7 protein-coding genes and 1 CRISPR repeat array (1 of these 8 cut by a window edge) are annotated in these 13,161 nt (G+C 56.4%); all 7 genes read right to left on the bottom strand.

Going from position 1 to position 13,161, the window contains the following annotated elements; genetic code table 11:
• Window positions 1-4,916: a CRISPR direct-repeat array (repeat unit 33 nt; unit sequence ATTTCAATCCACGCTCTCCGTGTGGAGAGCGAC); it begins 13,888 nt to the left of the window's first position.
• Between the two features lie 173 nt (window positions 4,917-5,089).
• Genes cas2 through ETHHA_RS03300 form a run of 7 tightly spaced genes read right to left on the bottom strand, consistent with a single transcriptional unit; the run spans window position 5,090 to window position 13,102 of the window.
• The gene (cas2, locus tag ETHHA_RS03270; protein ID WP_013484586.1) at window positions 5,090-5,380 is read right to left on the bottom strand and encodes a CRISPR-associated endonuclease Cas2; all 291 of its coding nucleotides are present in this window, start codon (window positions 5,378-5,380) and stop codon (window positions 5,090-5,092) included.
• 8 nt (window positions 5,381-5,388) lie between these two features.
• On the bottom strand, window positions 5,389-6,420 hold the full coding sequence (cas1c, locus tag ETHHA_RS03275) for a type I-C CRISPR-associated endonuclease Cas1c (protein ID WP_013484587.1): 1,032 nt from the start codon (window positions 6,418-6,420) through the stop codon (window positions 5,389-5,391).
• The gene (cas4, locus tag ETHHA_RS03280; RefSeq protein ID WP_013484588.1) at window positions 6,417-7,082 is read right to left on the bottom strand and encodes a CRISPR-associated protein Cas4; all 666 of its coding nucleotides are present in this window, start codon (window positions 7,080-7,082) and stop codon (window positions 6,417-6,419) included. The genes cas1c and cas4 overlap by 4 nt, the downstream gene beginning before the upstream one ends.
• A complete protein-coding gene (gene cas7c / locus ETHHA_RS03285) occupies window positions 7,072-7,920 on the bottom strand; it encodes a type I-C CRISPR-associated protein Cas7/Csd2 (protein ID WP_013484589.1) in 849 nt (282 codons plus the stop codon). Before cas7c ends, cas4 begins: the two co-directional genes overlap by 11 nt.
• Window positions 7,920-9,887 carry a type I-C CRISPR-associated protein Cas8c/Csd1 gene (gene cas8c / locus ETHHA_RS03290; RefSeq protein WP_013484590.1) on the bottom strand — a complete coding sequence of 656 codons (1,968 nt, stop codon included), beginning with the start codon at window positions 9,885-9,887 and terminating at the stop codon, window positions 7,920-7,922. Before cas8c ends, cas7c begins: the two co-directional genes overlap by 1 nt.
• Window positions 9,862-10,605: a type I-C CRISPR-associated protein Cas5c gene (gene cas5c, locus ETHHA_RS03295; RefSeq protein ID WP_013484591.1), complete on the bottom strand. Its 744-nt coding sequence runs from the start codon at window positions 10,603-10,605 to the stop codon at window positions 9,862-9,864. Before cas5c ends, cas8c begins: the two co-directional genes overlap by 26 nt.
• A gap of 52 nt (window positions 10,606-10,657) precedes the next feature.
• Complete coding sequence (locus ETHHA_RS03300) at window positions 10,658-13,102, bottom strand: CRISPR-associated helicase/endonuclease Cas3 (RefSeq protein WP_013484592.1); 2,445 nt, start codon at window positions 13,100-13,102, stop codon at window positions 10,658-10,660.
• Between the last annotated feature and the right edge of the window lie 59 nt (window positions 13,103-13,161).

Here is a 13,161-nt window from a genome sequence, read left to right on the forward strand (position 1 = left end):
TGGAGAGCGACCATTGAGCAGCACATTTACCCCGTCGTCATGCAAATTTCAATCCACGCTCTCCGTGTGGAGAGCGACCTTTCAGTCCCTCGGCGTTCCACATTAAATTTCCATTTCAATCCACGCTCTCCGTGTGGAGAGCGACTACGGGCTTATGCGAGATTGATGCATACGCGATTATTTCAATCCACGCTCTCCGTGTGGAGAGCGACTGTGCTGGATGCCCAGCAAATTGCAGATGGTGTATTTCAATCCACGCTCTCCGTGTGGAGAGCGACCCGGTATCAGCACCACTGTTGATCTTAACACAGCATTTCAATCCACGCTCTCCGTGTGGAGAGCGACATAATCTGTTCGCCATTTGCCTTACAAGTTTGATATTTCAATCCACGCTCTCCGTGTGGAGAGCGACCTGTTGAAGCGACCTATAAGGCACAGCTCGCAGTATTTCAATCCACGCTCTCCGTGTGGAGAGCGACTGACCGACTGGAACGTGAAAAACCGATCGAAGGAATTTCAATCCACGCTCTCCGTGTGGAGAGCGACGACAGACCACAATTGCCGCGACAATCACCGCAACATTTCAATCCACGCTCTCCGTGTGGAGAGCGACGCAACCAACGTAGCAGATATCGTATCCAGCATCATTTCAATCCACGCTCTCCGTGTGGAGAGCGACCAGATTGTAATGCCCACTGAAAGAAATCCTTAACATTTCAATCCACGCTCTCCGTGTGGAGAGCGACTTTCCGTCCAGTGCAAGCGGATACCATCATAATACATTTCAATCCACGCTCTCCGTGTGGAGAGCGACTGTATGCGCGTTGTCATCGTCAAGTAATCAATCAATTTCAATCCACGCTCTCCGTGTGGAGAGCGACTATCACCGCCTTATAAGATATTATTATATCATACATTTCAATCCACGCTCTCCGTGTGGAGAGCGACATATTATATCATTGACACTGTATAATGTCAATACATTTCAATCCACGCTCTCCGTGTGGAGAGCGACTCACGGATAAGCATAGAATCAGATATGGAGGATTGATTTCAATCCACGCTCTCCGTGTGGAGAGCGACCCAACATTCTTGACCCGAACACGGACGCGAAGAAATTTCAATCCACGCTCTCCGTGTGGAGAGCGACCCAACATTCTTGACCCGAACACGGACGCGAAGAAATTTCAATCCACGCTCTCCGTGTGGAGAGCGACCCCATCTGAACGCCGAAAGAAATTAATATCCTTGCATTTCAATCCACGCTCTCCGTGTGGAGAGCGACATCTTTCTGCTACATACATTCCTTCCGTGCAGAAAATTTCAATCCACGCTCTCCGTGTGGAGAGCGACTACATGGGCCTTGGGTCTGTGTCTTTGATTAATAATTTCAATCCACGCTCTCCGTGTGGAGAGCGACAACACATACGCCCGCCGGTGGTGTCGGTTATACAATTTCAATCCACGCTCTCCGTGTGGAGAGCGACCCTTGAAAACCCGCGATGGGCGAATGTTTCTTACATTTCAATCCACGCTCTCCGTGTGGAGAGCGACTTTGGGTTATTTCCGGTTTATCAATCCATATGGCTATTTCAATCCACGCTCTCCGTGTGGAGAGCGACGTCAGTGCCGCCGGTGCCGGCCCCCTTGTTCCACATTTCAATCCACGCTCTCCGTGTGGAGAGCGACCAAATCGTTTCCCGTTTGCCATAACGCCGTTCATATTTCAATCCACGCTCTCCGTGTGGAGAGCGACTCATCAAGTGACGGGGGCTTTCCTCCGCCGCCTCCCATTTCAATCCACGCTCTCCGTGTGGAGAGCGACTATACACGGCAGAAAACCGTCCGCATATGTCGCATTTCAATCCACGCTCTCCGTGTGGAGAGCGACTCAGTTGATTTCCGTTCTCGCGCCGAAGGAACTGATTTCAATCCACGCTCTCCGTGTGGAGAGCGACTTTCTTAGCGGTTGCACTACAACCGCTATAATGCTATTTCAATCCACGCTCTCCGTGTGGAGAGCGACTTAATTGCCATATCCATTCCCCCTCAAATATGCCTATTTCAATCCACGCTCTCCGTGTGGAGAGCGACCATCAGCCAGCCGCTTCCGACGCTGGATCAAAGCATTTCAATCCACGCTCTCCGTGTGGAGAGCGACTCCGCATATGGCGCGCAAAATTGTGGATGAAATCATTTCAATCCACGCTCTCCGTGTGGAGAGCGACATTAACAGTTTGTTCATAAATGTGGTTTGGAGGGATTTCAATCCACGCTCTCCGTGTGGAGAGCGACTTGATGGAATTGTCGGACGGCGATGTGAGAAAATATTTCAATCCACGCTCTCCGTGTGGAGAGCGACTGGTACATCCGGCGCGGTTGGGCGAGCCATATATCATTTCAATCCACGCTCTCCGTGTGGAGAGCGACCCTACGGGCGGATTTTTTATGCCTAAAAGGAGCTATTTCAATCCACGCTCTCCGTGTGGAGAGCGACTTGATGGAATTGTCGGACGGCGATGTGAGAAAATATTTCAATCCACGCTCTCCGTGTGGAGAGCGACTTTTCCCGTATAGGCTGTATTGGATGCCCTATGGATTTCAATCCACGCTCTCCGTGTGGAGAGCGACGGGCATTACATGTAAGCGAAATATGCCGCATTATATTTCAATCCACGCTCTCCGTGTGGAGAGCGACCGTGGGAAAAAATCATGACCGGCAGCTACAATGAATTTCAATCCACGCTCTCCGTGTGGAGAGCGACTCCGGTTGAGCACGCCATCTCTACGATATCTTTGCATTTCAATCCACGCTCTCCGTGTGGAGAGCGACTTTTTGCGGGCTTGAGACCGCCAGTGGCCGCATTATTTCAATCCACGCTCTCCGTGTGGAGAGCGACGGTCACCCAGCGACGCGTCCACCGGCTCCCGGTCATTTCAATCCACGCTCTCCGTGTGGAGAGCGACGGACATCTTTTGTAGACTTATACCCAGTGATTGCATTTCAATCCACGCTCTCCGTGTGGAGAGCGACGTGATACCATTGATCGTTATAGTTGTCCGGGGAAATTTCAATCCACGCTCTCCGTGTGGAGAGCGACAAATCCCAGCCGTAGAACTGGTATACGCAAAGATATTTCAATCCACGCTCTCCGTGTGGAGAGCGACATAAGAGATTTGAAAAGCCCGTGGTTTCGTCCATATTTCAATCCACGCTCTCCGTGTGGAGAGCGACCAAACCATATTTTCCGCCGGACGCGTTTGCAAGGTATTTCAATCCACGCTCTCCGTGTGGAGAGCGACTACCGCTTGATCGTGCGTTGTGATGTCTTCACGCATTTCAATCCACGCTCTCCGTGTGGAGAGCGACTTGTATATAAACCCTTTTTGACTACCATAAATCGATTTCAATCCACGCTCTCCGTGTGGAGAGCGACTGTGCTGCATCCAGCAATACAGGCCCTTATGCTTATTTCAATCCACGCTCTCCGTGTGGAGAGCGACAATTTTACTTTCATACGTCATACGCCGCCTTGCAATTTCAATCCACGCTCTCCGTGTGGAGAGCGACTCAACCGACGCGATACCTACGCCAACTGGCAGAAATTTCAATCCACGCTCTCCGTGTGGAGAGCGACCATTGCCATATAATTATCCTCCTGTTTTTTCAGTATTTCAATCCACGCTCTCCGTGTGGAGAGCGACCGCGCGGTAGTATAATATAGTTACAGGGTAAGCGATTTCAATCCACGCTCTCCGTGTGGAGAGCGACGCGTCAGATAGGTGGTGGCAGGCATCACCTTGGTAATTTCAATCCACGCTCTCCGTGTGGAGAGCGACGAAAAAGCCGGTACAACACTGCGCGGAGCTTTGACATTTCAATCCACGCTCTCCGTGTGGAGAGCGACTAAATCCGCACTGGATAACAAGCGGCTGGAAATCATTTCAATCCACGCTCTCCGTGTGGAGAGCGACGCGTTACGCCCGGTTCCGATTTAAATGCCAGCGCATTTCAATCCACGCTCTCCGTGTGGAGAGCGACTCAGCGGTTCCGGCGTTACGCCCGGTTCCGATTTATTTCAATCCACGCTCTCCGTGTGGAGAGCGACCAGCAGGTCATTGTAGCTGCTCAGTACTTCCGCCATTTCAATCCACGCTCTCCGTGTGGAGAGCGACCGTTGGTTGCTGTATCCATCCAGCATGCGCTCGCATTTCAATCCACGCTCTCCGTGTGGAGAGCGACGGAAATCAGTTTGTCGCTTTGCTCTGCCATGTCATTTCAATCCACGCTCTCCGTGTGGAGAGCGACCACCGCCATTACGGACGAGCTTTCCGGCAGCATCGATTTCAATCCACGCTCTCCGTGTGGAGAGCGACTTCATTTGACATAATCGTGATGACGGCGGATGTGAATTTCAATCCACGCTCTCCGTGTGGAGAGCGACCTCATGTAGCTCCATATTTCTTGATACACGCTATATTTCAATCCACGCTCTCCGTGTGGAGAGCGACCCTTGAAAACCCGCGATGGGCGAATGTTTCTTACAATTTCAATCCACGCTCTCCGTGTGGAGAGCGACCCTTTTGGGCTAACGCATACGCCCTGTACACTAAATTTCAATCCACGCTCTCCGTGTGGAGAGCGACCTGCCGAATTTGCTTGCAATGTTATTTGCAAGGATATTTCAATCCACGCTCTCCGTGTGGAGAGCGACCCCCAGCCGGTGTGTTTCCAGAGCTTGCGGCCAAATTTCAATCCACGCTCTCCGTGTGGAGAGCGACCATCGACTTCATTCACGCTGTCCAGACGGCAAATATTTCAATCCACGCTCTCCGTGTGGAGAGCGACTCCACAAGCCGTCCAGAAGCCCGTACAGGAACCCATTTCAATCCACGCTCTCCGTGTGGAGAGCGACAGCAAAAGCAGCAAAAATCACCTATGTTTTTGAGTTGTTTCCATGTTAAAATGCCCAATTTCGTTACTGGAACATGCTTTTTCAAACATGAAATCGACTTGAAACAGACGGATTTCGCCTATAACTTGGTGCGAAGCACACGGGAAAAGTCTGCGCGCTTATCCTTCGCACCGTCACAGAATCAATGGTTCTGTGACGTCAAACGATGGTTTGGCACCCATGTGCTCGACCTTTGTTTTGTAGTGGTTCCCGAGGTAGTAAAAGCGCAGGCTGTCTTTTTCCGGGTCGATGATTTGTTCCAACTTGTGCTTGACCGAGCAGCACAGTGCGGCGTCCATAACGCATTCAAACACCGAATTTTGCACGCGTTGCCCGTAATTGACGCATTCCCGGGCGATTTTGCGGAGCCGTTTTCTTCCCGCAGCCGTTTCGGTATTGACATCGTATGTGATCAGGACCAGCATGTTTTCACCTATTTCCACAAAAATGGCGGGTATGTATCCAGGTCGCCCCGCAAAAAACGTGCCAGAAGCATTGCCTGTGCATAGGGCACCAATCCCCAGTCCATTTTTTCTCCGAGCAGCGGGTGGGTGATGGTTTCCTGTTTCTTTTTTTGCCAGGCGTTCAGAATGGCTTTGCGGCAGCTGTCATCCATGAGCACGGCGCCGTTTTCTTTTTGGATGAATCCGTCGGGGCTTACTTGTTTGGTGTTGATCAGCGTCAGGACGAACCGGTCGGCCAAAACCGTACGCAGTTCCTCCACCAGATCCAGGGCCAGAGACACCCGCCCCGGGCGGTCGCGGTGCAAAAAGCCCACATACGGGTCAAGGCCCGCGCTTTCCAATGCCGCGGACGTATCATGCGCCAGCAGGGCGTATACAAACGAGGCCATGGCATTGACATTATCCGTCGGCGGGCGCCTGTTGCGGCCGTGAAAAAAGAACTGTTCCTTTTGTTGCAGGATCAGGTCGTCCAGGACGGAAAAATAGCGTGTGGCGGCCACACCTTCGATACCGCGCAGTTCTTCCAAAGTCTGGGCCGACTGCACGGACAGAATGGATTTCGCCAACAAAGACGAGACCTGTTTTAGCTTTTCGGTATTCAACCGGGCCGCGTGGTCTCGAACCGCGCGTTCCACCACCCACCGCGCATTGAACAGTTTGCCGATGATAAAGTTCTTGGCCAACGGCAGGCTGTCTTGCTCGTTGTCCGACAGGCGGTACTGGGTTTTGCGCAGCAAAACGTTGCCTTGCACGCTTCCGGAGACCCTCGCCAGAAAACGGCCGTGCGCGGTCAGAAAGGTGAGGGCAATACCCCGTTCGGCGCAGCCGCCCATCAATGCGGGGCTGGCGCCGGTATAACCGAATGTCACGATGCCTTCCAGATTGTGCAGCGGCACGCGCAGCAACGTTTCTTGTTTTTGCTGCACGACCACGTTCTCTCCGTCCAGCGCCAGATACGCATCCGGCAAAGTGACATACAGGGTGTTGAGCAGCGTTTTCATGGTACTTCCTCCAGCCGCTTGCGTAGATAAGCCGCCGCCGAACCGACCCGCTGCAATTTAGGCAGGCATAGTTCTTTCAGCGAGCATGCGTTGCAGCTTCTGGTTGGCTTTACCCGCGGCGTGTATTGTCTGCGGTACAGTTCGTGCATTTCGTCCGAAATGGCGCGCACACGCTGGCGCAGGTCATCGTCGAGCGCGACAACGGAACGGCGCGCCGTCTCGCCATAATAGAGGTATGCCTGCGGAATGCTGTCGCACACGAGCATTTCCTCCAGACACATGGCCTGTGCGCAGAGCTGCAGACGGTCGGCGTCGTTTTCCTTGGGACTGCCGCGCTTATATTCCACCGGTACGGGCAGCCATTTTCCCTCCCGACCAAAAAGCGGCACGCCCCTGGCGGAAGCGTGGAATTCCACCACGTCGCAAACGCCGTTGATTCCCAGCTCCCTTGAAAATACCGACATGCCGCGCGAAATGAGCAAGTTGCCACGCTTTTCGGTGGCAAAGGCGTCGTGCGCCCGTTCATGCAGGAGGTGACCCTCGGTGGTACGCAGGTTTTCGGCCCACTGCATTTCGATATAAGCCAGCGCCCATTGCCGGCGGCAGAACGCAAAATGCTGGATGCCCGCCAGATTTAAGAATGCGTCTTCCTCATATGCCATCTTCGATTTCCGGTTGCAGGCCGTCGAGCGCGTCTGCGGTGACGGCATAGCCGGTCACGTCGCGGGGATCGCCGCCGTCACGCGGCAGCACATTCAGCGAACGGTGCACTTTGGCGGAAGAATACTGGCCGGTCTTGCAGTTGTGTTTCCACCAGATGACCTTGTAGACCTCCATGCTGCCGTCCGGCCGGGCGGCGGAACTGTCGTTTTCAAAGAGCGAACGCAGCGCCTGATGGATCAGCTCGGCATCCTCGTCCGTAAACCCGGTCTTTTCGGCCAGTTGGCAGCTGATGCTGCCGAAAAAGGTATAGACGCCGAACGGTACGCGGTGTTTCATGCCCATCGTATCGGACGACTTTTTATCGCCGGTGACGCTGTTGACACTTTTGGTAATCTGGATGCTCACGGCGTCGATGGGTTCGATGCTGAATGCCGGGTGCACCGACACCGGGCCGCGCACGCCGACTGAAACGTCGCTGCCTTTAAACGCAAACACCTGTCCAAAGCTGCGCACATCCATCCACGCCGTACAGGCCGCTTTGGCAAACGCGTCCTTGTCTTTGGCGGTTTCGGCTTTTTTCAGTTCCGTGCAGGCGTCCGCGCGCTCCCGCAGGCTCTTGAATCCGTCCACGCGGCGGTCGTCCGACTGCACGAAGATGGGCTGCCCCATATCCAGCAGGCGGTTGCGGATCTTGCGCTTGATGCAGACGTCGGAGATCTCACCCAGCCCCTCGTAGGTTTCGCGCGGGCGGTTGCCGTTGAGCGGGTCGCCGTTCGGGTTGGCGTTTTTGACGGAGAGGACCACGGCAAAGTCGATCTTGTTTGATAGAGTTCCCATTATTCCTGCACTCCTTCGGCGGTATTGGCTTTTTCTTTTTTATGGCGGTTGTATGCTTCCATTTCTTCGTGGAACGCCTGCATCTGGCAGGCATAGCCGAGCAGGTATTTTTCACTGAGCGGGGCGCTCGTGAAGGCCTCCGGCGGAATGCGTGAGAGGATCTCGTTGAGCTCGTCATGATACCGTGTCGCTTTTTTCCCAAGCCGGAGCAGATAGGGCCGCAGTTGGCGGTCTATGGTGAGCCAGGTGCGCGCGGGGTGCTGGCAGAATGCGGTTTGCAGCCGTTCCGCGTTGGTGCTGCGTTTTTCGCCCGCCCCATCCAGCGCATAGCTTTCGATCTTCTGCGCATAGGCCAGCGCGCGGCCGAAAAGATAGTCGCGCTCGTCGATCTGCTTGTCCAGTGCCATGGCCCAGACCTCCTTATAGGTTGCGTCTTTGATGGTTTCTCCGTTGTACCGGTCGTTGTGGTATTTGCGGATCAGCGCGCAGGCGATGCCACGCGTCTTGCGGACTTCCCAGTCCTCCCTTCCCACGGGGTTCGACGCCCGGTGGACCGCGCAGAGCATGATGTCCCGCGGCAGGCGCGCGCCGTCGATGATGCAGGGCAGCAGACGCTGCACGATGTTCTTTTTCAGTTTGTCATCGGCGTTCGGCCCATAGGCGGCGAATACGATGTCTTTGGGAGACGGCGCGCCCACAAAGGCGACGTGTTTCCGCTTCTTTGCGTCCACGGGGTCGGGCACCCAGCCGTAATCGTGCGCCCAGCCGCAGGTGTCGTGCCAGCTTTGCACGCGGGCGAGGAAGTCCACGGCCTGCATCTCGCGGTAATAAAAAACGGAGAGCCTGCCGGGTGTGGCGGAGTCCAGCCCCATGATGGTGGCCTCCTCGCCGTTTTGCAGATCGCAGATATAACCGGAAAGCGCCCGACGCAGCCTGGCCGCGAATTCGTCTTTGGTGGGGATAGGTTCCTCCGGTTTTTTCAGCTTGTTGAAAAACAAATCCAGCGCGTCGGCGCAGGGATCCGGCAGTTTTCTCCCGGTTGTGCCCCATGTCACGATCACCTGTTCTCCGTTGGGCCACCCCTGTCGGGAGATAAGCCAGCGCAGGGCGCTGTGCGCTTTTTCGGTGGTCTCCCGGCTGATGCAGAACGCCTCGGTGGCATCCCGGAACCGGCCGCGGAATGTGAAATTGCTGGTGTCGTTACTGGAAATCAACTTTGCGCCGTCGCCGGGGTTACGAATCTTCTTGGGGCTGAGGGTAGATACCGGCAGTTCCTCGCCGCGCACATAGCAGATGTCCTGCTTTTGCTGCCGGTGGTTCTCATAGTCGATGTAACTCTGCCAAACGGCGGGGTTCTGCCAAAGTGCGCTGTGGATATCGGGGGAGCCGTCCGCCGGGACGACACGGAACCGCACGAACGCATCGGTTTGTGCCCCGGCGCAGGCTTTGAAGATCGACGGCGTGTCCTCTTTTTTTCCGGCCCATTTGGCCGGCAGCGCGCCCGTTTCATCCCGGAACAGGATGCCGTCCGCCATCAGATCCGCCATCAGCGTGCCTTTTTGCAGGTAGGCATAGAGTGCACGGACGTTCGGGTGCGCATACGGCGAGGCGCACCAGTCCGCGAGCGCGGTGATATACCCCTGAAAACCGCTTTTTTTGCCGGTGACACAGGTCTCGAAATCCCCGGCGATGTATTGCAGTTTGTCGAACAGAGGGTGCGGTTCGAGTCCGCTGGTGCGTGCGCCGGAACTTTCCGTGCAGGGGATGATGGTGGTCATGTCGTTTTTGTTCAGAATCACCTGCGCCCGCCCGAGGCACCAGTTGCCGTCGCTGTCCACCACCGCCTCGATCTGCGCCTGTTGGGTGGTGTGGTAGATGGGCAGCAACGGGAGCTTGCCTTCTTCCGTTCTGCCGACTTCCCTCTGGCAGCTCTCATAGGTCTCATACAGTTTCTGCATCCAGCCCATCGACGGCCACCTCCTCTGCCAGCGTGTCACAGGGCGCGAAGTTTTCACCGGGTGTGAACGATTTGACCGCTTTCTGCTGTTTGACCACGCGCACCACCCGGCAGTTTTCCGGCCGACAGAACCGGATGACGCCGTTTTCCATTTTGGGATACCATAAGCGGGTCTCCAGCGTTTGCCGCCCGGTTTCATCCGGATAGTTGAAGCCGTGGAACATCAGGCCGAACGAAAGCGTGCCCGCCTCGTCGTAATGTCCGCTGCCCTCGCCGAATGTGCATGGCTCCACATAGGCCTGGCATTCTCTGGTGCCCAGAAATACATCCCGCCTGCCGCCGCGCGCGATCATGCGCCGGGCGATGGCGTAATGTTTGTTCTCGTTGCGGTCACCCGCCAGCTCGGGACGGTGCTCGTTCCATTCAAAATGTGCCTGCACCTGATAGGCCACATCGGTCAGATAGGTATAAATGGAAAGGTCGTTCCCTCCGCCGTATTTGATCGGTCGGATGCCCTTGGACTGGCTTTGGATCGGGCGCATCACCCGGACGGCGTCGATGACCCAGACCAGCGTGGGCTTCCAATAACAGCTTTCCAGAATGCCTTTGAGTGCCTGATAGGTGGGAACTTGATAGCTGCATTTTTCGCCCCCCACCCGTGTAACAGGATCACTGAACAGCGCCAGCCTGCCGCCTACCAGAAAATCCACACGGTTGCGATACTCCATGTTTCGCTCCTTTCCGAATCCATAATGGTCCTGTTCTGATTTCATAAAAAGGCTAGACGATCAGCGTGTCCATCGCATGCCTGCGCGTCTGCACGCCCAGCGTCTTATCATAGAAATGTTCTCTTAAGACGGCAACGCCGCAGTCCGGCAGATAAATGATCGCACCCTGCGTCTCCAACGCACGCCGCTCCTGTTCAAACAGGTTGACGGCATACCGCTGTGTCCGGCGCAGCAGGGCGGGCAGGGCGGCCAGATCGGGTTTGCCGCACAGCCGGGCGATGAGTGCCTCGCCATCGCCGTAGGGCGCCACCACGGCGATGCCTTGCCGGTCGATCACCTGAAACCGGCTGCCCGCTGTTGCGTATGCCTGATGCAGCGGGTGCTGCGGCAGGGCGCGGCCGTTTTCTTCGCAGGCCGACCGCGCCAGTGTATGGACGGAGAGCAGGTCAAACAGGGAGGTAGGGCGATCCAGCGCCACCGGATAATCCAACTGGCTTTTCTGCATCTCGAAATAGAACGCGTAATACTGCCGGATAGCGTCGGGGGAGAGGAGATCGCCGCCATAACGCTGCGGGGCACGGGCGAAACCTTCCAGCACCAGTTTTGCCGCGCTCTGTCCCGCCAAAATATCCGGCAGATGGCGCAGATCTTCGTCTGCACACTGCATGATATAAACCGTCCGGAGCGCGGCTTCGCCGTGCCGGTTGCACCGCCCGGCCGCCTGCGCGATACTGTCCAGCCCCGCCAGCGAGCGGATCACGCAGGCAAAGGAAAGATCGACGCCGGCCTCTATGAGCTGCGTACTTACACAGATCAGCCGCTCGTGCTTTTTCAGCCGCGTGCGTATCTCGTCGATCACATCTTTGCGGTGCGCGGGGCACAGGCTGGTGGACAGAAAATAAACCGGTATCTGTTCTCCGTCCGGCAGCGTGTTCATGCGCGCCCGGAGCGCGGCACAGAGCTTGGCCGCTGCGGATTTGGTGTTGAGCACCGCGAGCAGGCTGCCGTCCTGTTTTGCCCGGCTGAAGGCGAAGTCGGCGAGTTGGTCGGCTCCCAGCGCGCCCTGTCTCGTTTTATCTTCCACCCGCACGCGGCGGAACGCGGCAAAAACAGCGTCCATGTCCGGCACCATGTCGCTCTGCGCGCGCAGGCGGATGGGGTGCGTGGTGTTCTCCAGCGCGGGTTGGGTGGCTGTGCAGAGGATGACGGCGCAGTCCATCACGCAGGAAAGGAAGTTTGCGGCCGCATTGAACAGGTGCAGACACCGCACCGGCATGGCCTGTACCTCATCCAGAATGATGACGGAACCGGCCAGACTGTGCATCCGCCGCACGCTGCTCAGCCTGCCGTCGAACAGCGTGTTCAGAAACTGCACGGTGGTGGTGAGGACGACCGGCGCGTCCCATCGCTCGGTGAGCAGCTCGTACCGCTCGAGTTCTTCGCGGGAAGACGAGGAGCCGTTACGGTCAAGCACGACGTCGCTGTGATGTTCCAGCACGGCGTCGTCCTGCTGTAAAACGTCGCGGATATCGGCGGCGTTTTGTTCCAGAATGGTCTTGTAAGGCGCGACATAGAAAATGCGGCGTTTGCCCGCCTTGGCGGCGCAGTGCAGCGCATACCGCAGGGAACTGTAGGTCTTGCCTCCGCCCGTGGGCACCACCAGACGAAAAATGCCCGCGCTGTGTTCGGAAAACGCCAGACAGGCATCGGCGATTTCGCGACGCTTCCGGTTGATATGCGCCGTCTCCGGATGTTCCGCCGCTTTTTCGGCCAGATCTGCCAGGTGGGCTTCCAACCGGGCGGCCAGCGTTTCCCACAGAGGGGTCGGGTCGCTTTCTTTTGCCGGCGCGGCGCCCGCCTCGAAACCATACGCGTCGTACCGGTCGGCGTCCACCAGGCTGCTCATCAGATACCGCTGGATCATGCCCAGCATGAACCAGAGCTGAACATATCCGCTCGTGCCGGGTAAATCGGCGCAGAACGCCTGTGTTTTTCCGCAGATCTGTGCGGTTTCCTGTACGGCCCGCATGAACAGTGCCGACAGCTCTTCGGGCAAGGTGCAGGTCTTAAAAAACCGCGCGAGTGCCTGGCCGCAGGCACATTCCTTTTGGGGGTAGGCGCGCTGCCGCAGGATGTCTTCTCCCGCGCTGCCGGTGCAGTCCGGCAGGCCGCCGTGGTGCCCGCAGACAGCAGCTATCACCCATTCCGCCGCGATGTTCGCGGGGACATCGTCGGTCAGAAAGTGCTCAAATGCGTACCGCGCGCCGCAGGCGGCATGGTTGACTGTTCCGCGTTTGGATGGGTCCGCTTCTGCCAAATAGGTCTGGAATGCGTCCGCCCCTTTTCCGCTGTCGTGCAGCAGGCCGGTCAGCCGTCCCAGCGCGCCGAGGCCGATTTTGGCGCAGGCTGTTTCACACGCGTCCGCGACGGCGAGGGTATGCGCGCGCAGGGTCTGTGTCCGCCCGGTTTTGGGGTCGCGCCGTGCAAGGATCTCCATCACATCACCTGCCGACAAGTTTTTTACAGGATTGCCAAATTTCTGTATGTTTCGACTAT

It is taken from the genome of Ethanoligenens harbinense YUAN-3 (assembly GCF_000178115.2).
Lineage (GTDB): Bacteria > Bacillota > Clostridia > Oscillospirales > Ethanoligenentaceae > Ethanoligenens > Ethanoligenens harbinense.

Coding starts and splice junctions, on each gene's coding strand:
- ETHHA_RS03300 (WP_013484592.1), bottom strand. CDS start 13,102: ATGGAGATCCTTGCACGGCGCGACCCCAAAACCGGGCGGACACAGACC.
- cas2 (WP_013484586.1), bottom strand. CDS start 5,380: ATGCTGGTCCTGATCACATACGATGTCAATACCGAAACGGCTGCGGGA.
- cas4 (WP_013484588.1), bottom strand. CDS start 7,082: ATGGCATATGAGGAAGACGCATTCTTAAATCTGGCGGGCATCCAGCAT.
- cas7c (WP_013484589.1), bottom strand. CDS start 7,920: ATGGGAACTCTATCAAACAAGATCGACTTTGCCGTGGTCCTCTCCGTC.
- cas5c (WP_013484591.1), bottom strand. CDS start 10,605: ATGGAGTATCGCAACCGTGTGGATTTTCTGGTAGGCGGCAGGCTGGCG.
- cas8c (WP_013484590.1), bottom strand. CDS start 9,887: ATGGGCTGGATGCAGAAACTGTATGAGACCTATGAGAGCTGCCAGAGG.
- cas1c (WP_013484587.1), bottom strand. CDS start 6,420: ATGAAAACGCTGCTCAACACCCTGTATGTCACTTTGCCGGATGCGTAT.